The 20,000-nt window shown below is 62.3% G+C and carries 20 protein-coding genes; 11 read left to right on the forward strand and 9 right to left on the reverse strand.

Going from position 1 to position 20,000, the window contains the following annotated elements; all coding sequences use genetic code 11:
• The first annotated feature begins 167 nt into the window (after positions 1–167).
• Positions 168–1,013, forward strand: coding sequence for a UDP-2,3-diacylglucosamine diphosphatase (locus QWZ03_RS02380; protein WP_308447500.1), 846 nt, complete (start codon positions 168–170; stop codon positions 1,011–1,013).
• Here QWZ03_RS02380 and bufB read toward each other — a convergent pair.
• The 3 genes from bufB to QWZ03_RS02400 all read right to left on the reverse strand — a co-directional run bounded on the left by bufB (position 962) and on the right by QWZ03_RS02400 (position 3,702).
• On the reverse strand, positions 962–2,674 hold the full coding sequence (gene bufB, locus QWZ03_RS20865) for an MNIO family bufferin maturase (RefSeq protein ID WP_308447501.1): 1,713 nt from the start codon (positions 2,672–2,674) through the stop codon (positions 962–964). The genes QWZ03_RS02380 and bufB overlap by 52 nt on opposite strands.
• A gap of 141 nt (positions 2,675–2,815) precedes the next feature.
• Positions 2,816–3,103, reverse strand: coding sequence for a BufA2 family periplasmic bufferin-type metallophore (bufA2, locus tag QWZ03_RS02395; RefSeq protein WP_284194540.1), 288 nt, complete (start codon positions 3,101–3,103; stop codon positions 2,816–2,818).
• A 167-nt stretch (positions 3,104–3,270) separates the two neighbouring features.
• Positions 3,271–3,702: a DUF3617 domain-containing protein gene (locus QWZ03_RS02400; RefSeq protein ID WP_290331263.1), complete on the reverse strand. Its 432-nt coding sequence runs from the start codon at positions 3,700–3,702 to the stop codon at positions 3,271–3,273.
• Between the two features lie 117 nt (positions 3,703–3,819).
• On the opposite strand from QWZ03_RS02400, the gene QWZ03_RS02405 reads away from it, so the two are divergent.
• The gene (locus QWZ03_RS02405; RefSeq protein WP_290331264.1) at positions 3,820–4,599 is read left to right on the forward strand and encodes a M90 family metallopeptidase; all 780 of its coding nucleotides are present in this window, start codon (positions 3,820–3,822) and stop codon (positions 4,597–4,599) included.
• 34 nt (positions 4,600–4,633) lie between these two features.
• On the opposite strand, the gene QWZ03_RS02410 is transcribed toward QWZ03_RS02405, so the two are convergent.
• Genes QWZ03_RS02410 through QWZ03_RS02420 form a run of 3 tightly spaced genes read right to left on the reverse strand, consistent with a single transcriptional unit; the run spans position 4,634 to position 6,134 of the window.
• Positions 4,634–5,143 (reverse strand): acyl-CoA thioesterase, encoded by a 510-nt coding sequence (locus QWZ03_RS02410; protein ID WP_441302630.1) that lies wholly within the window; start codon positions 5,141–5,143, stop codon positions 4,634–4,636.
• Positions 5,140–5,772, reverse strand: a complete 633-nt coding sequence (locus tag QWZ03_RS02415; protein ID WP_290331266.1) for a chemotaxis protein CheX — start codon at positions 5,770–5,772, stop codon at positions 5,140–5,142. The genes QWZ03_RS02410 and QWZ03_RS02415 overlap by 4 nt, the downstream gene beginning before the upstream one ends.
• Positions 5,769–6,134, reverse strand: coding sequence for a response regulator (locus tag QWZ03_RS02420; protein WP_284194545.1), 366 nt, complete (start codon positions 6,132–6,134; stop codon positions 5,769–5,771). The genes QWZ03_RS02415 and QWZ03_RS02420 overlap by 4 nt, the downstream gene beginning before the upstream one ends.
• A gap of 156 nt (positions 6,135–6,290) precedes the next feature.
• Between QWZ03_RS02420 and QWZ03_RS02425 the strand changes: the two genes are divergently transcribed.
• The 3 genes from QWZ03_RS02425 to QWZ03_RS02435 all read left to right on the forward strand — a co-directional run bounded on the left by QWZ03_RS02425 (position 6,291) and on the right by QWZ03_RS02435 (position 9,722).
• Positions 6,291–7,058 carry a substrate-binding periplasmic protein gene (locus tag QWZ03_RS02425; RefSeq protein WP_290331267.1) on the forward strand — a complete coding sequence of 256 codons (768 nt, stop codon included), beginning with the start codon at positions 6,291–6,293 and terminating at the stop codon, positions 7,056–7,058.
• A 71-nt stretch (positions 7,059–7,129) separates the two neighbouring features.
• Positions 7,130–8,533 (forward strand): class II fumarate hydratase, encoded by a 1,404-nt coding sequence (gene fumC / locus QWZ03_RS02430; protein ID WP_290331268.1) that lies wholly within the window; start codon positions 7,130–7,132, stop codon positions 8,531–8,533.
• Positions 8,534–8,627: 94 nt separating this feature from the next.
• The gene (locus tag QWZ03_RS02435; RefSeq protein ID WP_290331269.1) at positions 8,628–9,722 is read left to right on the forward strand and encodes a protein kinase family protein; all 1,095 of its coding nucleotides are present in this window, start codon (positions 8,628–8,630) and stop codon (positions 9,720–9,722) included.
• Between the two features lie 114 nt (positions 9,723–9,836).
• On the opposite strand, the gene QWZ03_RS02440 is transcribed toward QWZ03_RS02435, so the two are convergent.
• Positions 9,837–10,001 (reverse strand): hypothetical protein, encoded by a 165-nt coding sequence (locus QWZ03_RS02440; RefSeq protein WP_290331270.1) that lies wholly within the window; start codon positions 9,999–10,001, stop codon positions 9,837–9,839.
• A 328-nt stretch (positions 10,002–10,329) separates the two neighbouring features.
• On the opposite strand from QWZ03_RS02440, the gene QWZ03_RS02445 reads away from it, so the two are divergent.
• Positions 10,330–11,526 carry a DUF805 domain-containing protein gene (locus QWZ03_RS02445; protein WP_290331271.1) on the forward strand — a complete coding sequence of 399 codons (1,197 nt, stop codon included), beginning with the start codon at positions 10,330–10,332 and terminating at the stop codon, positions 11,524–11,526.
• A 93-nt stretch (positions 11,527–11,619) separates the two neighbouring features.
• Positions 11,620–12,735 (forward strand): ABC transporter substrate-binding protein, encoded by a 1,116-nt coding sequence (locus QWZ03_RS02450; RefSeq protein WP_290331272.1) that lies wholly within the window; start codon positions 11,620–11,622, stop codon positions 12,733–12,735.
• A 31-nt stretch (positions 12,736–12,766) separates the two neighbouring features.
• Here QWZ03_RS02450 and QWZ03_RS02455 read toward each other — a convergent pair whose 3' ends face one another.
• Positions 12,767–13,000 (reverse strand): DUF1289 domain-containing protein, encoded by a 234-nt coding sequence (locus QWZ03_RS02455; protein ID WP_308447502.1) that lies wholly within the window; start codon positions 12,998–13,000, stop codon positions 12,767–12,769.
• Between the two features lie 80 nt (positions 13,001–13,080).
• Complete coding sequence (locus tag QWZ03_RS02460; RefSeq protein WP_290331273.1) at positions 13,081–15,291, reverse strand: TonB-dependent receptor plug domain-containing protein; 2,211 nt, start codon at positions 15,289–15,291, stop codon at positions 13,081–13,083.
• A gap of 253 nt (positions 15,292–15,544) precedes the next feature.
• On the opposite strand from QWZ03_RS02460, the gene QWZ03_RS02465 reads away from it, so the two are divergent.
• The 4 genes from QWZ03_RS02465 to QWZ03_RS02480 all read left to right on the forward strand — a co-directional run bounded on the left by QWZ03_RS02465 (position 15,545) and on the right by QWZ03_RS02480 (position 20,000).
• Positions 15,545–17,146, forward strand: coding sequence for an NAD(P)/FAD-dependent oxidoreductase (locus QWZ03_RS02465; protein ID WP_290331274.1), 1,602 nt, complete (start codon positions 15,545–15,547; stop codon positions 17,144–17,146).
• A 2-nt stretch (positions 17,147–17,148) separates the two neighbouring features.
• Entirely contained in the window at positions 17,149–17,586 is a 438-nt protein-coding gene (locus QWZ03_RS02470; protein ID WP_290331275.1) for a T6SS immunity protein Tdi1 domain-containing protein, read from the forward strand.
• A 249-nt stretch (positions 17,587–17,835) separates the two neighbouring features.
• Complete coding sequence (locus QWZ03_RS02475) at positions 17,836–19,086, forward strand: efflux RND transporter periplasmic adaptor subunit (RefSeq protein WP_290331276.1); 1,251 nt, start codon at positions 17,836–17,838, stop codon at positions 19,084–19,086.
• 179 nt (positions 19,087–19,265) lie between these two features.
• Positions 19,266–20,000 (forward strand): ABC transporter ATP-binding protein, encoded by a 735-nt coding sequence (locus QWZ03_RS02480; RefSeq protein WP_290331277.1) that lies wholly within the window; start codon positions 19,266–19,268, stop codon positions 19,998–20,000.

Consider the following 20,000-nt stretch of genomic DNA (forward strand, 5'->3'; position numbering starts at 1 on the left):
TGCCAGCAGCCTCAACGCGTTGCGGCATCGCTTGCCAGGCAGGGTTTTATCGTTGCATATCAAATACATGCTGCATCGTGGCATGTACCCGCACCTTGTCTTGCCTGGAAACCGAGGTTTCCGGCAAGGCACTGAGCCGCGTCAACGCCTTGTCACATTAGCGGGGCATGCTGGGTCGAGATCAACTACCTGGCCTGACCGTGAGCGAGCCCGCCAGCCACCACTACCGCAGCATCTGGATATCCGACGTGCATTTGGGCACGGCCGGTTGCCAGGCATCCTATCTGCTGGATTTTCTCAAGCAGAACGATTCGGACTATCTGTATCTGGTCGGTGACATCATAGACGGCTGGGCGCTCAAACGTTCCTGGTACTGGAACCAGGAGCACAACGATGTCATCCAGAAGATTCTGCGCAAGGCCCGCAAGGGCACCCAGGTGGTCTATATCGCCGGCAATCATGACGAGGTGGTGCGGCAGTTCATCGGCCTGGCATTTGGCGGTATCGATATCCAGGATGAGGTCATCCATACCACCGCCGATGGCCGCCGTCTGCTGGTGCTGCATGGCGATCTGTTCGACGGGGTAATCCAGTGCGCGCGCTGGCTGGCCATCGTGGGGGATCATGCCTATACCGTCACGCTCAAGCTCAACCGCTGGTTCAACCATGTGCGGGCCAAGCTGGGGCTGGGATACTGGTCGCTATCGCAGTTCCTCAAGCACAAGGTGAAGAAGGCGGTGAACTTTGTCAGCCAGTTCGAGCAGGCCGTGGCGCGCGAGGCCAAGGCACGGGGGCTGGATGGCGTGATCTGCGGCCATATCCACAAGGCCGAAATGCGCGAAATCGACGGCATACTCTATTGCAACGATGGCGATTGGGTAGAGAGCCTGACCGCCCTGGTAGAGACCTATGAGGGGGAGCTGAAGATCGTGACCTGGCAGCAGCTGGGCGCCCAGCCCGCTCAGGCCAGGCCAACCAGGGAGGCGGTGGGCGTGGCGGACACGCCTGCCTGATCGCTGGGCACGGTGCGGCTCAACAACGCGTCATCCCACCAGCTTGCCAGCCAAGCTGCCAGGCAGGCGGGGTCGGGCAGTGCCGGGGTGCCACCCCAGGCGTCGGCCAGTTCGGCAATACTGCAGCCTTGCTGCTGCAGCGCCACCAGAAACGCCGCCTCTGCCTCGGCTATCGAGCGGAAATGCGGCTGCAGACCCTTGCGCCAGACCAGTATCTGGCGAGGTTGGGGCCAGCGTTCGGCCTCCGGTACGTCCTCGTCGGCGTCTATGGCCTGCCAGATGGCCAAGGCATTGCTGCGTACCGGTAGCAGGCTGACCGTAGGGTGCACGATGGCAGGCTGGCCCAGGCAGGCTTCAGCATCATCGCCCGCCATGGACTGCCTGTCCCAACTGGCCTGGTCGGCCGCGTCGAACACCGTGCGCAGGGCCCATTCCAGCCGTGCCAGATCAGCCAGCTCAGAGTTGTCGGGATAGGCCTGCGCCAGCACATCGGCCAGGCCTGCACCATAGCGCCCCAGGTTACGCTGCCGGGGTGGTTGGGCCGCTATATAGCGCGCCGCCAGTTGCTGGAACAGCTCGCTGCCCAGATAGGCTTCGGTCTTGCCGTAACTATCCGCCAGTACCTCCAGCAGGCGTGCCCGGTAGGCGTGGTGGTAGATTGCCATCCCCGTCTCGCCCGCCAGGATACCGTCAGGCACGATGCAGTCCGGTATGCCTTGTACGGCATCGTCCAGCACCTGCGCAGCCACCTGCTGCTGGCTCTGCAACAAATCGGCATGGTGGGTAGCCTGGGCTTGCCACGCATGCAAGGCGGGCACCACGGCACTGCCACTGCTGCAGTGCTCGGCGGCAATGGCGCGGGCCTGGTCCAGCTCCTGCAGCAAGTCGGCCAGGGGTGGGATATTGTCGTCGCGCTCTATCATGGTGGCCACCTGGCCAAAGCGCTGGCAAGCCTGCGCATAGAGCTGCCAGACCGGGGCGGCGACGGGATGATCGTGGGTATCGATGATGTGCTCATCCACCCGCGAATGGCCGGCCAGATGGATCTGCCGCACCCTGTCCACGGGGATGCCCTGCAGATAGGCCTGGGCCGAAAAACCGTGATTGACGCTGCTGACATAGACATTGTTCACATCAAGCAGCAGCTCGCAATCGGCCTCGACCAGCACATGGTGGAGGAACTCCCATTCCTGTACCTGCGAGGCCCGGTAGCCTACATAGCTGGAGACATTCTCCAGCACCAGACGGCGTCCCAGCATGTCCTGGGCCTGCCGTATTTGCGCCACCAGCAGGCGGGCGCACTCTTCGGTATAGGGCAGTGGGTAGAGATCGTGCAGCACATGGGGGGCAAAGCCGGTCCAGCACAGGTGATCCGACACCCACATGGGTTCCAGCCAGTCTGCCAGCTGCTTGATGCGGGCCAGATAGGCCTTGTCCAGCCCCTGCGCACTGCCTATGGCCATGGCAACGCCGTGCATGGCCATGGGGTAGTCACGCCTGATGCGCTCCAGCATCACCAGCGGCTTGCCGCCCTCGACCAGAAAGTTGTCGCTGATGATCTCCAGCCAGTCGACCCGCTGGGGAGACTCCAGGAAATCCCGGTAATGCGGTGTGCGCAAACCCAGGCCAAAACCGGCTGGGGCGTGGGGTGGTTTGAACATGGCGGCAGAAGCTCGGTGTAGAGGAGGATCGCTACGGCAACCGCCAGGCAGCCGCAGCGCAGGCAATGCGCGCTATCGGTGCGCTGCACCCGGGCCATGCCACCGTCTGGCGGCCTGGGGCCGGGTGCCTGGCATGGCCGATTACAGGTCGCCTATGGTGCCGCCCTTGCTGAGGCATTCCTTGGCGGTCACGGCCTTGAAGCCATGGCCCTTGCAGGCATTCTGGCCTTTGCAACCATGCTCGGCGGTCTTGCAGTCGCTATTGCCCTTGCAGTCATGCACGTTGTAGCAGTGCACCTTGTCGTTGGCGGCAACTGCCTTGCCGGACGAGCCCTTGGGGGCATCGGCGGCCATGGCGCCAGCGGCCAGTGCCAAGGCGCCGGCGGCGAGGGCGAAGGAAGTGGCCGATTTGAGGGTACGTGCGTTCATGCTGTGCTCCTGAGTAAAAGGTGGGGAGGTATCGTCGGTGCGGCATCGGGTTTGGCCGGCAACGCTGGCTATCCGGTGTTGCCGGCAGAGCCCGAACGCATCCGCCGTGCACCTTGGTCTGGCCGCCCACGCTTTTCTTACACAGGCTTTCAATAAAATCGGTGCTGCTATTTGCAGTCGCCCAAACGCTTGGCGCTGAACTCGGTGCTCATGCGCATCCGCCCCTGCGGCCCCATGCTGTCCACGGTGGTCTTTCCACTGTAGCTGTCCGTGCCAAAGGTCATGCTGCCGCTGATCTCGCTGGGCTGGGCGCCGGTGCATTTCATGCGGTAGACCATGGTGTTGCCCGTCATGCTGTTGCTCAGCATGGTGCAGGCCGGCGCCTTGCCATCGGGGCTCTTGGGCATGGCCGGGCGGGTCATGTTCTGGGCGTCTTCGGGCTTCATGCATTGCTTGACGGTCGTCGGCGGGATATTGACCTTCATGCCTTCCATATTCATCTTGCTGGTAATGGACCACATGCCCGGCCGGATGGCGGGGTTGGCCCAGACGGCTGCGGTGAAGAGGATCAGGCAGGTATGACGGGCGAGACGCGACATGACATGCTCCTTGCAAGATGACCAGCTCGATGGTGGCGGGATCCCACCAGTGTAGACCCCTCTTGTGTTTGGCAACTACGGCTGCATCTGATCGGTACTACGACTACTGATACCACCATGTTCAACTTCCTCAGCCGCAAATCCGAGCATGACCCGCTGGCCAACCCAGCCTGGCCGGAGCTGGGCCGGCAGATGCCTTTGCTGCAAGGCCTGAGTACAGAGGAGTGGCAAAGGTTGGAAGACCGCATGCGGCACTTCCTGAGCCACAAGGCCATCAGTGGGGCGCATGGCTTTGCGCTGAGCCAGAACCGTTTGCTGACCATCGCGGCGCAGGCCAGCCTGCCCATCATCAATCTGGACGATACGGCCTATCAGGGCTGGCACGACGTGGTGATCTACCCCGGTGCCTTTGTCAGCCGCGAGGCCTGGCGCGATGAGCAGGGCCTGATGCATGAGGGGGCGCAGAATGTGTCGGGCATGGCGCGTAGCGATGGCCCTATCCTGCTGTCCTGGCCCGATAGCCGCCAGGGGCCAGCACTGGATGGCCGCAATGTGGTGATACACGAGTGTGCCCACAAGCTCGACATGCTCAATGGCCGCGCCGATGGTTTTCCGCCCTTGCATGCCGGCATGGTGCAGGCCGATTGGAGCCGTGCCTTCGAGCGGGGCTATCAGGATTTTCGCCGCAGGGTAGACTACGGCGAGCCGGTACGTATCGACCCCTATGGCGCAACCAATCCGGCCGAGTTCTTTGCCGTGCTATCCGAATACTTCTTTGAGTTGCCGCACCTGCTGCATGCCGAGTACCCGGCCATCTACGAGCAATTGCGCCAGTTCTACCGACAGGACCCTGGCATGCGCCTGCCGGTACTGGGCCTGGATGAGAACGACTGGTAGGCGAACCGGCCAAGGGCGCCTGGGCGTAGTTTGATCAATCTGGGGCCTTGGCCTGGCTGCTGCCTTGCTTCATGGCTTCGCGCTGCTCGGCATAATCCAGCCGGTGCTGGCGTCTGAGCTGGGCCTCGCTATAGCGCCGACGGGCTTCGGCACTATCCAGTGCCAGCGGTGGCACTGCAACGGGCTTACCGTCGTCGTCTACCGCCACCATGGTAAAGAAACAGCTGTTGGTATGGCGTACGCTGCCCTGGCGCACATGCTCGGCCACCACCTTGATGCCGATTTCCATGGAGCTGCGGCCGGTGTAGTTGACGCTGGCCAGAAAGGTGACCAACTCGCCCACATGGATGGGCTGGGCAAAGGTGACCTGATCCACCGACAGCGTCACCACATAGCTGCCGGCATAGCGGCTGGCGCAAGCATAGGCCACCTGATCAAGCAGTTTGAGTATGGCGCCACCATGGACGTTGCCCGAGAAATTGGCCATGTCCGGTGTCATCAGCACCGTCATGCTCAATTCATTGGGGCGCATGGCGTCGCTCATCCGTGATTGACCGCCGCCCCCAGGTGCCCCAGGAACCGGTCGACCCCGTTGCGCAAGCCATCCAGTGAGGAGACACCCAGCAAGAACGCCAGATAGCCTTCAATGCGTTTGGTTTCGAGCAGAAACTGTATGTGCAGGAACAGTACCTGGCATTCCGGCTCGGCCCCCCGCTGCAGCAGCACATCCACCCCCTTGCCGCTGCACAGGCTGGGGAGCGAGTAATCGAAATCCTCGGCCATGATATCGGCCAGGGCCGAGAGGCAGGCGGTCAACAGTACATTGCCTACCTCGGCCAGGGCATCGCTGGTCAGCGCTTCGACATCCACCGGCTGCTTCAGCGAATTGAGCATCAGGCGGACCACTTCTTCGCCATCGTCGTCGGCAAACATCAACAGGGCATCGCCATCAAAGCTGCCGGCAAAATGCTGGGCCACGGCATCCACATGGCGCCACTGCGCCCAACCTATGCGGTCATTCAATTCATCTAGCCGGCAAAACCGCATGGCCGGCACCGACAGGCTGACCTCTTCGCCCACCAATCCACTCATGGCAGCCGCAGCTCGCCCTACGCTGATATTGAAAATCTCGCATAGCGCATCATGCTGCAGCGGGCTGAGGTAGTTGTTCATTCGCCCTCCACCAACTCCAGCAGGCGGGTAATGGTGGCTTCGGTCACTGGCTTCTGCAGAAAGTGCATGCCCAGGGTCTCGGCCCGCTGCCGCACACTGCTCTGCACATTGGCCGTCAGCACCACCACGTGGATACCCGGCCGTATCTGCAGGATACGCTCACCGGCAGCCAGGCCAGACATGCCAGGCATATTCACATCCAGCGTCACCAGCTCTATAGGCTCGCGCTCGGCCACCGCGATGGCCTCGTCGCCATTGGCTGCTTCAAAGAATACCCAGCCAGGGCGCATCTCCTCCAGATAGGCGCGCGCCAGCATGCGCGACACGCGGCTATCGTCGACAATCAGTACCGGCTTGCTCATGGGCAGACACTTTCTGATAGGGCAACAATTGCGATATTTGCATCATAGTGCATACACCATAGCAAGCCAGCAAGACCGGCCGGAACCATTTAATACTGCCAATTGTCGGCAAACACACTAAACCTGAATAACGGGAATTACGGATCGCACACCACCATGCGTCGCCTTGCCGTGTTATTGATCTTCTGGCTTACCCTGGCATCAGCCCAGGCGCGTGAGCAATTCACCGTCTGCTTCGATGACTGGGCGCCCTATGCTGCCTATACCCCGGAGCGGGGCCACTACGGCATCACGGTGGCGTTGATGCGGGAGATATTCAACGACATGGGCCTGGGCCTTAAGCTGCAATCGGCCACCCAGAGCCGCTGTGTGGCCGCTGCCCATGCCGGCCGCATCGACATCATGCTGTTTGGCGACAAGGAAGCCCTGCCTGCCCACTGGCTGGCCACTAATATTCCCACCGAGTTCTGGCTGGTAGGCGCCTGGGTGCCGCAGCAATCACCCCTGCAGCGCTATGAGCAGTTGGCACAGTTCAACGGCCTGCGGGTCGCCATGGTGACCGACTATATCTACCCGGCGCCCATACATGGCTACCATGGCTGGCGCAGTGTCATGGTGGGTGACGCCATAGACGGGGTACGCCAGCTGGCTGCGCGCCGGGTAGATGTCATGTTCGACGACCTGATCTGGATGCGCCAGATTGCCAAGAGCAAGAAGCTTAAGATACGGATGTTGCCGCCGCTGATTGCCGCACAGCCGCAGCAGCATTTCTACAAACCCCATCTGGCACCCTTGTTCGAGCGCTATGAGCAGGAGGTACAGGCCCGCATCAAGCGCGGCGAGCTGGATGCAAGCTATCGTGCAGAACTAGGCATCAGCTACGACGCGCTACGCCGGGGTGACTATGCTGGCGCACTACAATAGAATGATTCTCATCTAGCCCCGTACCCCTATTTGGGTCGGGCTTCTCGCGTACGCTTTCAGGACAATCCCGCATGAGCCAGCATCGCACCGAAACCGATTCCATGGGCGCCGTTGACGTCGCCGCCGACCGCTACTGGGGGGCGCAGACCCAGCGTTCCATCCATAACTTTCCTATCGGTGTGGACCGCTTTCGCTGGCAGCGGCCAGTCATCCGCGCGCTGGGCTTGCTCAAGCGTGCCGCCGCCGAAGCCAATGCCGAACTGGGTGAACTGGCGGCCGAGCCGGCCCGGCTGATCGTGGCGGCAGCCGACGAGGTCATCGCGGGCAAACTGGATGACCACTTCCCCCTGGTGGTATTCCAGACGGGCTCCGGCACCCAATCGAACATGAATGCCAACGAGGTGATCGCCAACCGTGCCATCGAGCTGGCCGGTGGCACGCTGGGCAGCAAGCAGCCCGTGCACCCCAACGACCATGTCAATCGCGGCCAGTCGTCCAACGATACCTTCCCTACAGCCATGCATATTGCGGTGGTTGAAGAGCTGGCCCGCCGCCTGTTTCCCGCCGTAGGCCAGTTGCGCGATGTGCTTGCCGACAAGGCGGCCCAGCACGCCGGCCTAGTCAAGACCGGCCGCACCCACTTGCAGGATGCCACGCCCATTACCCTGGGGCAGGAGATCGGCGCCTGGGTGGCACAGCTGGATTTTGGCCTCGCCACCGTACAAAGCGCCCTGCCGGGCTTATACGACCTGGCCATCGGCGGCACCGCCGTTGGCACGGGCCTGAATGCCCATCCGCAATTCGGCGATCGCACCGCCGCGCACATCGCCAAGCTGACCGGCCACCCTTTCCGCGCTGCTGCCGACAAGTTCTTTGCCTTGTCCGCCCACGACGCCTTGGTCAATACCTCGGCCGCTTTGCGTACCCTGGCCGGCGGCCTGATGAAGATGGCCAACGATGTGCGCTGGCTGGCCAGCGGCCCGCGCTGTGGCATAGGCGAGCTGACCATACCCGAGAACGAACCGGGTTCGTCCATCATGCCCGGCAAGGTCAACCCCACCCAGTGTGAAGCCATGACCATGGTGTGCGTACAGGTGTACGGCAACGATGCCGCCGTGGCCTTTGCCGGCAGCCAGGGCAATTTCCAGCTCAACGTCTACAAGCCCGTCATGGTGCATAACGTGCTGGAGAGCATCACCCTGCTCAGCGACGCCTGCGATGCCTTCCGCGAGCATTGCGCCATGGGCATCGCCCCGGCGCTGGCGCGCATCAATGAAAACCTCGACAAGAACCTGATGCTGGTCACCGCCCTCAACCGCCATATCGGCTACGACCGCGCCGCCGAGATCGCCAAGAAGGCCCACAAGGAGGGCACCACCCTCAAGGCCGCCGCCCTGGCCCTGGCTTACCTGACCGAGCAGCAGTACGCCGAATGGATGGTGCCGCTGGAGATGACACGCCCCAGCACGAACTGAGCGCCTGTGGTGGACTCCAGCCATCACTGGGTGACGATGAGCTAAGCTGGGCCTGTACTCGGTAGTTTATGACTACCCCGGTATCATGCCCGGCATGCCTACCCTAGACAGCCTACGCCACCAGGCCCAGTTGGCCTTTATCGCCAGCGGCCAGGATTTTGAACTCGGCCATCCCGGCCTCTGCCCACGCAACCCGACACAGCTGGCAGCACTGGTGCCCGGCGATGACGGGGTGCTCGCAACGCTATCGTCTGGCCTTACCGCCTGGGTGCATCACCTAGAGCAGGGTGGTGTGGGCTATGCCATCAAGAAAGCCCGTTCGCAATGCCTGGTGCAGAATCTGGACGGCCAGACTTCGTTCCTGAATGAGCTGCAGCGGCGGCGTGACATTGCCGAAATCCAGGCCCGCCACGGCGGCTTTGCCGGCATGGTACCGACGCTGTATGGCTCGCTGGCCCATGGCATCATCGTTTCGCCGTGGATAGAGGGCGGCACGGTGCAGCAGTGGGACGAACGCAAGCTGCTGCAGTTGTTCGACAGCGGTGCCGAGCTGGTACGCCATGGCCTGTTTGAATGGGACTACTGCCCGGGCAATCTGCTGGATGATGGCCGGCAGCTTTGGCTGTTCGACTTTGGCTATATGTACCGGTTTGATCCCTTGCGCCAGTTTAACTCTGCCGGCATGGGCAACGATGTGCCCCAGCACCATCTGGCCGAGCGCTTCGAGACCCGCAACTACTTTGCCTGGTTGCTGCAACTGGAACAGGCCCAGGGGCAGGATGCCACCCTGGCGGCCTTCCGGCTGGAGAAGGAAATTGCGCTGGAATGCTATCTGCGGCTGCGTGCAGACTTGAACGCAGCAGGGGCCACGCTGGATGTGCGCGACTGGTTGGATGGCATCATCAAGCACTGGCGCCAGGCGCTCAAGGGCGAGCTGGAGGCGCTGTACTGGCAGGAAGGCTGGCGTTCGCACCGGCTGGACCTGGATGACGATCTGCGCGGCCAGACCTGCACCCCCCGTACCCTGGCCCGATGCGACTGGCTGTTGGATGCTGTCGCCCAGCACCATGACACCCTGCGTGCCTGCGGTGCGCTGGCTGACGAAACAGTCTCATCGGATCGCCGCACGCTGCTGGCGCACTACCGGCAATTGCGCGAGCAGGCCGAAGGATTCCAGGTCACCACCTAACCCCTGGCCGCAAAACAAAACAGCCCGTGAGGGAACTCACGGGCTGCTCAGTGGGCTGGCGGCAAACATCGTGTTCTGCCGCCCGGCCCCGGTGGGGAAACTATCGCTAGTGGCTCAAGCATGGCGAGCCGCCTTGGCGGTCTGCGCCACTTGCTGCTGCGCGGCATCCTGCTGGGTTGCAGGCTGGCGCAGATCGGACACGATGGCGACACTGAACAAAGCCAGCAGACCCAGAATCAGGCAGGACTGGAAAAGGTCGTTCAATGGGTTGCGTTGCATGGTTTGGCTCCTGGTGGGTTTATCTGGCAGGCCCCTGCCCGCCTTGCATGGTTGGCATAGTGGCTGAGTGCTTGGCAAGTCGCGACCGGCTTGCGACCAAGTGCAGGTAGACGGGCGCGAATGACGTACAGTGCCGACGAAATGTCAGGCGCCCCCCGGGAAATCCGCCATCAGCAACGCTCAATGACGAAGTCATAGCCAAGCCAGGCAAATCAAATACTTAGAGCACCCCAGTGGGCGTACCAACCGGTGAAGAACAAGCTTGCCAGCCTCTACATAGACAGGGATGATGCGCGGCTCGTTTGTTTATTCACCTCCTCGCTCCGCCATGTCCGACCACGTTCAACTCTCACTCAGCGGCCTGTTGCTGCCGGGCTATCAACACGCTACCGCCGTCGCCGCCCTGGCGCAGCTGCTCAAGGTCAGTGAGGAAAAAGCCCAGGCCATGCTGGCAGGCCAGCCCACGGTAATCAAAAAGGCCCTGCCCATTGCTGCCCTACCGCGCTATCAGCAGGTACTGGGAGAGATAGGCGTGGAAGTGCTGCACGCCCCAGTGGTACAGGCACCTGCCACGGCGCCGCTGAGCCTGGCGCCTGTCGCTCCCTTGGCACCCGAGCCATCACATGCGCCGGCAGCATCGCCCGTTGCGGCAGCGCCGGTGCCTGAGGTGGAAACCATCACCTGTCCCTCCTGCCAGTTTGTGCAGCCCAAGCGTACGCTCTGCCGTGAGTGCGGCGCCGACATGCCACGGATGATGGCTGCAGCGCGCGAGCCCAAACCCACGGCGCGCGATAACGCCGACGGCAATCCTTATCGGCGGCAGCCAGGCCGAACGGAGGAGCAGCAGGAAGAAACGCATACCCCGGCTTTCTTCTCTTTCAGCTTTGAAGGCCGCCTCAACCGCCTGCGCTATATCGCCTACAGCACGGCCTTCCTGTTTCCCCTGGTGCTCGCCGCCATCCTCGGCGCCGTGGCATTGGGCTGGGTTGCCATTGCTGCAATGGTCGTCCTGATGCTGGTGTTCAGCCTGCGCTACATGGCATTGCGGCTGCACGATATCGGCCTCAGCGGCAAATGGCTGCTGCTGTTCCCGCTCAGCGGCATGATGCTGATCACCGGCTCGCCCAAGGCAGCCATGGTGGTGTATGCCATCATCGTCCTCGGCTCGCTGGCCTTATGGGTTGTCCCCGGCAATGCCGATACCAATGACTACGGCGCCCCCAATGAACCGAATGGCCCCTGGGTGATCGCAGGTGCCGCAGTAGCCATCCTGCTGACGATTTCCTCCGGTGTTAGCAGCTATACCAGCAGCCCGTTCAAGACAGGTGTGACGCCTGCCACAACAGAAGAGAGTGCGGACGAAGTGACGACCGATTCCACGGACAGCCAGGAAGAGCTGGCACGCAAGATGGTGGATGCCGCAGCAGAGCAGAACAATCTCGAACTGAGCGAGGCAGACCGCGAGGCAGCCGTACAGGAAGTGCTCACGCGCATGCGCAATGCCGAAGAAGAAGCAGAAGAATAGGCACCTCGCCCTGCTTCATTAGCGCTTCCTTCATCAGGCCACAATATTTGCCCGCCACACTGTCACCATTCGCAATCTGCAAGGTGATCTGGCATGCGCACTCCTCTACTGCTGGCCGGCGTGATACTGGCCCTGATGCACCTGCAGCCCATGGCTGCAGGCAATCCCATCCATATATTGCAGGTAACCGACCTATCCGGCCCCAATGGCGACACCGGCCGTGATTTTGTCACCGGCGCCCAGGTCTACCTGGACCAACTGAATGCCAAAGGCGGTATCGCTGGGCGCGAAGTCAGGCTGGTGGTGGAAGACGACAAGGGCGAACAGGCCAATACCGTGGCGCTCAGCCGCAAGGGCGTGGCCCAGTATGCGCCTGCCGCCCTGTTTGGTTATTTCGGTGCCGACAACGTCAAGGCCGTGCTGGCCGACCGCAGCATTGCCAGCCAGGGCATACCCATGGTTGCCCCCTATGTGGGCATCAATCTGCCCTCCGCCAACCCGGTCTATTACCTGCGTGCCAGTTCAGCCGACGAGCTGGCCAAGATCAGCCGAATTGCCACCAGCTCGGGCCTGAACCGGATTGCCCTGGTGACCGGCGACGATGCCCTGGGCCGAGCTGCCGGCGTGGAAATCATCCAGCAGTTGCAAGGCAGCAAGACCCAGCTGGTGGGGCGGGTCAGGCTGGCCAGCAACAGCCTGGAGGTAGACGGCGCGGCCGATACGCTGGCGAGCATCAATCCGCAGGCCATCATCCTGGCCGCGCCCACCATTGCCTCGGCGGCCTTTGTGCAGGCCTACCAGCAGCGCCGCCCAGGTACCGCTTTCTACGCCCTGAGCTGGATCAATCCGCAGACCTTGCAGGAGTTCCTGGGGCCAGAGGCGGCTCGCTGGGTAGCCATCAGCGCCCTGGTGCCCTCACCCTACAATCCGACCTCGGCCGTGGCACGCGAGTTTGTCGGCACTCTCAAGAAATACCGCGATGAGCCACCCAGCTACGCCTCCATGGAAGGCTATATGGCGGCACGCATGCTGGTGGATGCCTTGCGCAAGGGCGGTGGCGATGCCAGCCCGTTCAAGCTGCACCAGAGCCTGGCCAGCTACCGTAGCGATATGGGGGGAGTGCGATTACAACTGGACAGCACCCGTCGACGGGCACTGAGCCTGGTGGATCTGGCGGTATTTACCAGCGGCGGGCGGCTGGTCAACTAACGTTCCGGGCTGCGATTCCTGGCGAGGTCCCTCAGTCCCACGTCAATGTTTCTGCCTCATTGCGGCCGCGCGCCAGCCAGGGTGGCGGCTCGCCACGGGCGGCCCAGTAGGCCGTCAGTCTTTGCCATACGGCCTCCTTCTGGGCATCCGTCATGGCCACCCATTGCGCCACCTCGATAAAGCTGCGGCCGCAACCCATGCAGGTTTCGTCCCCCAGGGCGGTAGAACAACGTGCCACACAGGGCGAATCGGGACGAGCGGACATCAGTGGACCTGGGTAGTAAGCATGGCAGCCGCATTCTACCCCAGGCCCTCTCCGGCCTGCAGCCCTAAACAGTTTTCCGATCAGTACTTTAGTTCCAGAGTGGCCGACCAATAGGTCGCGTTTCGCTCCACGCTGTGCTGCTCGCTCCGGCCCGCCTCGGTCTGCCGTGACTCCGTCTGCCGGTCGTCACCGGCACCCAGTTGGTTGGCGGTCAGCCGCAGTTGCGCCTGTGGGCTGAAGCGCCACGCCGCATACATATCCAGCGAGCGCTCACGACCCTTGCGGCGCCGGGTACCGGCCTCCAATTGCACCACCTGGCCGGGCGACCAGTTGTAGCTACCCCCCAGCGTCAAGGGCAGCGACGCCAGCCGGTAATCCATCCCCAGCTTCAGGCGTTCGGTTTCCTGATCCTCCAGTCTATTGTCAGGCCCCGGCAGGTCCTGTACCTGCGACCAGTAGCGGCTATAGGCCAGTTGCAGGTCCAGGGGTATGGCCTGTTCCATCAGCTCGGCCAGCGTAAACTTGGCCTCCAGCTCCACGCCTGTCAGGCTGGCCCGGCCAAGGTTGTAGGGGCGGCGCACCCAGCGCTCCCCTTCCCTGCCTGTACGTTGCCGTACCATATCCTGTATTTGCTGATGGTTCAGGGCCGCGCTCAGCATGCCGTTCTTACTCAGATAGTGCTCGTAGGCCGCATTGAACTTCCAGGCCAGTGAGGGCTTAAGTGCCGCATTGCCCGCCAGGTCTGGCGTCAGCTCGGTATTGTCGTCCACCCGCCGTGGCTTGGTCAGCAGGTTGCCCAGGTCTGGCACGGCATAGCTGCGCGATACGCCAAAGCGTAACTGGTCCTGCTTGCTATGCGGTAATCGCCAGACGGTCTGCAGGCTGGGGCTCAGCACTCGACTACGGCGGTCCAGGCTGGCTTGGGCATCGCGGCTGCGGCTGACCAATTGCTCCCAACGCAGGCCGGCATAGATGGACCATTGTTCGTTCACCGACCACTCATCCTGCCCATAGGCAGCCAACAGCCAGGTCGAGGCCGTCAACTCACGCCCCAGCCCGGCGTCCAAGTCCACCCCGTCCGCCATTCGGGTCTTGTGCTCGCGCCGTTGCTTCCACTCGGTCTCGTAACCCAGTTCCAGCTTGTGCTCAGCCTCGCTCAAGGGCAGCGACCATTTGCCGCTGTGCGCCAGCCTGAGGTCACGGTTGTGCTGCCTCTCGTGTACCAGCAGCGGTGTGCCAGGCGACAGCACACCACTGAACACCCGCCGGTTGTCCTCATGGCTACTGCCTTGTCCGGCCATCCAGCGCAGCGACAGCTTGCCACCATCCAGCAACGGCATCTGCCGTATCAAGGTGCCCTGCGCCCGCCCCCATCGCCAGTCCACACTGCCCAGCGAGCCATCGTAGTCAGGCGCGGTACCTGCCAGCAAAGACCGGCGCTGCACCTCACCTTGGCCTGTATCCACATTGTGGGACAGCAGCATCTGCAAGCTCAGGCTATCGCCTTCGCCGTAGCGCCAGTTAAATCGCGGCATCAGATTGAACAACACGCCGCGCGCGCTATAGCGATCAAGCGTCAGCTCATCCTGCTGCTGCAGCCCGGCAGCATCGTAGCGTTGCATCTGCTGCCAAGTATCGTGTTCAGTCTGGTCGTAATGGCGCAGCAGGGCACCCACGGTGTAGCCCAGCCGGTCCAACTGGTCCGAGCGCTGCAGATTGAGCTGGGGCTGGGCATACTGATCCTGCCCGCTGTAGCGGCCCCGCAAGCTCAGTTCTGTCGTCTGCTTGCGGCTACCTTCGCGCAGCACGATATTGAGTATGCCGCCCATGGCCTGGGCGCTGTATTCAGCCGTGGGCGCGCGCAGTATCTCGATGCGCTCGATCTGCGAAGGCGTCAGCGTATCCAGCGAAAATCCACGGGCTATCGGCTCGCCATTAATCAGTATCTGGGTATAGGCGCTACCCATGCCCTGCATGCGTACCTGCAGGCTACGGCCCGAGCCCGAGACGCTCAGTCCTGGCAAGCGCTTGAGCACCTCGCCCAGCCCGCTATCGCCATAGCGGCTGATCTCCTCCCGGCCCACCACGATCTTGCCTGCCGTGGACTGACGACGCAGATCGGTTTCCCCCGCCTTTTTGCCATTCACGACCAAGGTCTCGCTAGGCGGTTGCGCTGGCGGCACAAGCGCTCCCTCGCCGATATCGGCTGCAGCGGCCGACCAGGCCAGGGTGCATGGCACCAGCAGGCGCGACAGTTGCTGGCGACGGGACATGCGACGGTGTTGCTTCATGTTTTTCTTCGTGCAGTGCAGGGGCGCGCACTATGCCATAACCACCATGGTGGTTTGTAGGCAAACTCACCATGACGGCGCAGTGCTTGCAGGCATCGACACGATAGCGCCTGAAAGTTCATATCAGGCTCTTCACCTAAGGATGCCTTACAATAGAGGGTGTTGCCGCCGGCCTCGTGTCCGGCGGCTTTGCATTACGCTGAACCGGCAGGCCAGACCCTGCCGTGAACTTGCCTTCCCGACTGGAAACACCATGCTGCGCCTGAACGAACTCCGCCTGCCACTAGACCATGCTCCCGAAGCCTTGCCGGCAGCCATTGCCCAACGGCTCAAGATCAAGCCTGCCGAGCTGTTGGCATTCGAGGTGTTCAAGCGCAGCTACGACGCCCGCCGTGGTCATCCATTGACCCTGATCTACACCCTGGATATCACGGTCGCCAACGAGACCGCCCTACTCAAGCGCATGGCCGGCGATAACAAGATCGGCCCCTCGCCCGACACCAGTTACCATTTCGTGGGCCAGGCGCCTGCCAATCTCCAGCACCGGCCGGTGGTAGTGGGTTTTGGCCCCTGCGGCATCTTTGCCGCGCTGCTGCTGGCGCAAATGGGCTTCAACCCCATCGTGCTGGAGCGTGGCAAGGAGGTGCGCCAGCGTACCAAGGACACCTGGGGGCTGTGGCGCAAGAATGTGCTCAATCCGGAATCCAACGTGCAGTTCGGCGAAGGCGGCGCCGGTACCTTCTCCGACGGTAAGCTCTACAGCCAGATCAAGGATCCGCGCCATCTGGGCCGCAAGGTACTGGCCGAATTCGTCAAGGCAGGCGCACCCGACGAGATTCTTTACGTCAGCAAGCCGCACATCGGTACCTTCCGCCTGGTCGGCATGGTCGAAAGAATGCGCGAGACCATCACGGCCTTGGGGGGCGAGGTCCGCTTCGAGCAAAAAGTAACCGATATCCTGATCGAAGACGGTGCCGTACGTGGACTGGTACTGGAAAGCGGCGAACAGCTGCGTACCGACCATGTCGTCATGGCACTGGGCCATAGTGCCCGCGATACCTTCCAGGCCCTGCATGATCGTGGCGTGTTCATGGAAGCCAAGCCGTTCTCGGTCGGCTTCCGCATCGAACACCCACAATCGCTGATCGACCAGGCCCGCTTCGGCAAGCATGCCGGCCACCCCCTGCTGGGCGCAGCCGACTACAAGCTGGTACACCATGCCAGCAACGGCCGGTCGGTCTACAGCTTCTGCATGTGCCCTGGCGGCACGGTGGTAGCGGCGACCTCAGAACCCAACCGTGTGGTCACCAATGGCATGAGCCAGTATTCACGCAATGAGCGCAATGCCAACGCAGGCATCGTGGTCGGCATCACCCCTGACGACTACCCCGGTGGGGTCATGGCAGGCGTGGCGTTCCAGCGCGAGCTGGAATCCCGCGCCTTCGTGCTGGGCGGCGGCAACTACGAAGCGCCAGGCCAACTGGTGGGCGACTTTATCGCCAACCGCGCCTCTACCCAACTGGGCAGCGTGGAACCCTCGTACAAGCCTGGGGTCAAGCTGGGCAATCTCGATACCGCCCTGCCCGCCTACGCCATCGAGGCCGTACGCGAAGCACTGCCGGCCTTCGGCAAGCAGATCAAGGGCTTCGACATGCACGACGCCGTCCTTACCGGAGTCGAGACCCGTACCTCTTCCCCCCTGCGTATTACCCGAGGCGAGGACTGCCAGAGCCTCAACGTCCGTGGCCTGTTCCCGGCCGGCGAGGGCGCAGGCTACGCCGGCGGGATACTCTCGGCCGGCGTGGATGGCATCAAGGTGGCAGAAGCGTTGGCCTTGAGCGTGCTGAAGGGCTAGCCATGTCCATACTGGGCGCCGTTGAAGAGGCATGGGGATGGACCGGCATTCGACCAATGGAGCTGGTCGGTGAGAATGCTTTCGGTAATTTGATGCTGCGCGATGACGATGGCTGCTACTGGCGACTTTGCCCTGAGGATGCCTACTGTGAAATTGTCGCGGCAAATGCCACAGAACTCGAGAAGCTATCACTGGACCAGGATTTCTTGCATGACTGGTACATGCAAGCCCTCGTGAATGAAGCAAGGTCATTGCTGGGTGAGCTAAACAATGGCCATAAATACTGCCTGAAGATTCCCGGCGTCTTGGGCGGCCTTTACGATCGGACCAATCTCGGCACAGTGCCCCTTTTGGAGCTGATACGCTGCTCTGGCCTACTCGCCTATCAGATCAAAGACCTACCGGACGGATCCACCGTCAATCTCACGATTACAGACTGAGTAAGTACCCCCTCTTGCCGCGCACACCCATGGGTGGTGATCGCCAGGGGGTCAGCTCGAGATTTACACGCAACACCATGGCACGGGAGTATCCGTCCCATTTTTGGGATGACGGCGATCCCACATATGGGACTTTGATAGTCAGGCCACCTTCCAAGAAACGAACAAATTCCATAATAATCAATAGATTAACAATCTGGCACCCTATCTGCTCTTCCATTCTGGTCACCCCGATCATTTGGAAGCACCATGGATGTTCCTCGCCCTAGCCGTAAACCCCGCCTCTGGCAACGCCGATCTGTCTGGACAGCTCTTGCCGCCATACTGCTGACCGGCATTGTGGTCGCGGGCCTGCGATCCAACCCCGGCAGCCTGAAAGTAGACAAGCTCGGTGTCAGCACCAGCGTGGTGGAGCGCGGTCCATTGCAGGTGACCGTGCATGGCAGCGGCATGCTGCGGGCCAGTGATGTGCACCTGATCTCAGCCCAGAGTGATGCCCGGGTCGAACGGGTGGCCGTGCAGGCGGGTGCACAGGTACAGGCGGGCACCCTGCTGGTGCAGCTGGTCAACCCCGCCCTCAACCAACTGGCTGAAGAAACCCGCTGGAGCTTGCAGGAGGCAGAAGCCGAGCTGAACGCCCTGCGCACCCAGTTGGATGGCGAGCAACTGAACCAGCAAGCCACCATCGCCAAGGCCGAGTACGCAGCGGAAAGCGCCCGGCTGCAATTGACGGCAGAGGCCAGCCTGGTCAAGGAAGGCATAGTCTCGCGCCTGAGTTTTCAGCGCAGCGAGCTGAATCTCAAGCAGTTGAATGAAACCCTCACGCTGGAGCGTGACCGGCTGCAGAAAGGCCGCGCCAACCTGCGGGCCCAGTTGGCGGCCCGCGAAGCCGTGGTGTCACGCCTACGCAAGACCTTGCAGCGCGCCGAAGACCAGGTAGCCGCCATGAGCGTACGTGCACCCGTGGCCGGGACCGTGCAGGCCCTGGAGCTACAGCCGGGTCAGGCGGTGGCGGTGGGAACGGCGCTGGCCAAGCTGGCCAAGGCGGGTGATCTCTATGCCGAACTGCAAGTACAGGAATCCCAGGCCCGTGATCTTGCCCCTGGCCAGACCGCAAAGATAGACATACGCAACGCGCTGATCCCCGCCGAAGTGCTGCGGGTGGCGCCCAGCGTCAGCAATGGCACCGTGCGGGTAGATGTAAAGCTCCGCGGTGACCTGCCCAAGGGCACCCGGCCCGACCTGAGCGTGGATGGCAGCATTGAAGTGGCCCGTATCGACAATGTGCTGCAGGTGGCCCGCCCGGTCTTCAGCCAGCCAGATAGCCCTGCCAGTGTCTACCGCATAGGCGCCGATGGCGTAGCCGAACGCCTGGACGTGCAGTTCGGCACCGCCGCCATCAATCGCATCGTCGTCAAGGCTGGCCTGGTGGCCGGTGATCGTATCGTGGTGTCTGACACCAGCAGCTGGCGCACCCATCAACGGGTAAGCCTGCGGTGAGCAGGCACCAGGGCAACCCTGGCGACAACGCCAGGGTTGCCTGCGCCAACAGACTCTGGCCCACCCACCTCGAAGCAAGGAGCCTGCGACCAACCCTGACCATTACACCAACTCTCACGGCTTCGCGTACTCTTCAGCCGATAACGGCTGCCACATCCCGTATTGCCCAGGAACCCACCATGTCAGACACCGTCATCAGCCTGCAAGGCATCAGTAAATCGTTCTTGACCGATGAAATCGAGACCCGCGCACTGGACGAAGTGCACCTGCAGATACAAAAGGGCGAGTTTGTCTCCATCAGCGGCCCCTCAGGCTGCGGCAAGTCCACCCTGCTGGGCATACTGGGCCTGCTGGATAACGCCAGCAGCGGACGCTATACACTGGCCGGGCAGGCTGTCGAAACGCTGGACAACCGCGCCCGTGCCCGCCTGCGCAATCGCGAGATCGGCTTCATTTTCCAGGCTTTCAACCTGATCTCTGATCTCAGCGTGGAAGAAAACGTGGCCCTGCCACTGCAGTACCGCGATGACCTGAGCAAGCAGCTGTGCAGGCAACGCGTCAAGGAGGCGCTGGAACGGGTAGACATGGCGCATCGTGCCCGGCACTACCCTGCCCAGCTCTCGGGCGGTCAGCAACAGCGGGTTGCCGTGGCACGCGCCCTGGTGGGGCAGCCTGCCTTGATACTGGCCGATGAGCCGACTGGCAACCTGGATTCCCGCAATGCCGAGCTGGTGATGAGCCTGCTCAACCAGATACATGCCGATGGCGCCACCCTGTGCATGGTGACCCACGATCCGCGTTCGGCGGCACTGGCCAAGCGTACGGTTGCGCTCTTTGATGGCCGCGTGGTGGAGGACCATCTCAACACCACGGGCCAGGCACAAGGCCGCGAACTGGCCTGGGGAGCGCAATAA

Source organism: Chitinimonas viridis (genome assembly GCF_030409555.1).
Taxonomy (GTDB): Bacteria; Pseudomonadota; Gammaproteobacteria; order Burkholderiales; family Chitinimonadaceae; genus Chitinimonas; species Chitinimonas viridis.

Bases quoted from the DNA above. Each gene is read 5' to 3' on its own strand.
- QWZ03_RS02380 (WP_308447500.1), top strand. From the start codon at position 168: ATGCTGGGTCGAGATCAACTACCTGGCCTGACCGTGAGCGAGCCCGCC.
- QWZ03_RS02470 (WP_290331275.1), top strand. From the start codon at position 17,149: ATGTCCATACTGGGCGCCGTTGAAGAGGCATGGGGATGGACCGGCATT.
- QWZ03_RS02480 (WP_290331277.1), top strand. From the start codon at position 19,266: ATGTCAGACACCGTCATCAGCCTGCAAGGCATCAGTAAATCGTTCTTG.
- QWZ03_RS02415 (WP_290331266.1), bottom strand. From the start codon at position 5,772: ATGAACAACTACCTCAGCCCGCTGCAGCATGATGCGCTATGCGAGATT.
- QWZ03_RS02400 (WP_290331263.1), bottom strand. From the start codon at position 3,702: ATGTCGCGTCTCGCCCGTCATACCTGCCTGATCCTCTTCACCGCAGCC.
- QWZ03_RS02425 (WP_290331267.1), top strand. From the start codon at position 6,291: ATGCGTCGCCTTGCCGTGTTATTGATCTTCTGGCTTACCCTGGCATCA.
- QWZ03_RS02460 (WP_290331273.1), bottom strand. From the start codon at position 15,291: ATGAAGCAACACCGTCGCATGTCCCGTCGCCAGCAACTGTCGCGCCTG.
- QWZ03_RS02445 (WP_290331271.1), top strand. From the start codon at position 10,330: ATGTCCGACCACGTTCAACTCTCACTCAGCGGCCTGTTGCTGCCGGGC.
- QWZ03_RS02420 (WP_284194545.1), bottom strand. From the start codon at position 6,134: ATGAGCAAGCCGGTACTGATTGTCGACGATAGCCGCGTGTCGCGCATG.
- bufA2 (WP_284194540.1), bottom strand. From the start codon at position 3,103: ATGAACGCACGTACCCTCAAATCGGCCACTTCCTTCGCCCTCGCCGCC.
- QWZ03_RS02410 (WP_441302630.1), bottom strand. From the start codon at position 5,143: ATGAGCGACGCCATGCGCCCCAATGAATTGAGCATGACGGTGCTGATG.
- fumC (WP_290331268.1), top strand. From the start codon at position 7,130: ATGAGCCAGCATCGCACCGAAACCGATTCCATGGGCGCCGTTGACGTC.
- QWZ03_RS02440 (WP_290331270.1), bottom strand. From the start codon at position 10,001: ATGCAACGCAACCCATTGAACGACCTTTTCCAGTCCTGCCTGATTCTG.
- QWZ03_RS02465 (WP_290331274.1), top strand. From the start codon at position 15,545: ATGCTGCGCCTGAACGAACTCCGCCTGCCACTAGACCATGCTCCCGAA.
- QWZ03_RS02405 (WP_290331264.1), top strand. From the start codon at position 3,820: ATGTTCAACTTCCTCAGCCGCAAATCCGAGCATGACCCGCTGGCCAAC.
- QWZ03_RS02435 (WP_290331269.1), top strand. From the start codon at position 8,628: ATGCCTACCCTAGACAGCCTACGCCACCAGGCCCAGTTGGCCTTTATC.
- QWZ03_RS02475 (WP_290331276.1), top strand. From the start codon at position 17,836: ATGGATGTTCCTCGCCCTAGCCGTAAACCCCGCCTCTGGCAACGCCGA.
- QWZ03_RS02455 (WP_308447502.1), bottom strand. From the start codon at position 13,000: ATGTCCGCTCGTCCCGATTCGCCCTGTGTGGCACGTTGTTCTACCGCC.
- bufB (WP_308447501.1), bottom strand. From the start codon at position 2,674: ATGTTCAAACCACCCCACGCCCCAGCCGGTTTTGGCCTGGGTTTGCGC.
- QWZ03_RS02450 (WP_290331272.1), top strand. From the start codon at position 11,620: ATGCGCACTCCTCTACTGCTGGCCGGCGTGATACTGGCCCTGATGCAC.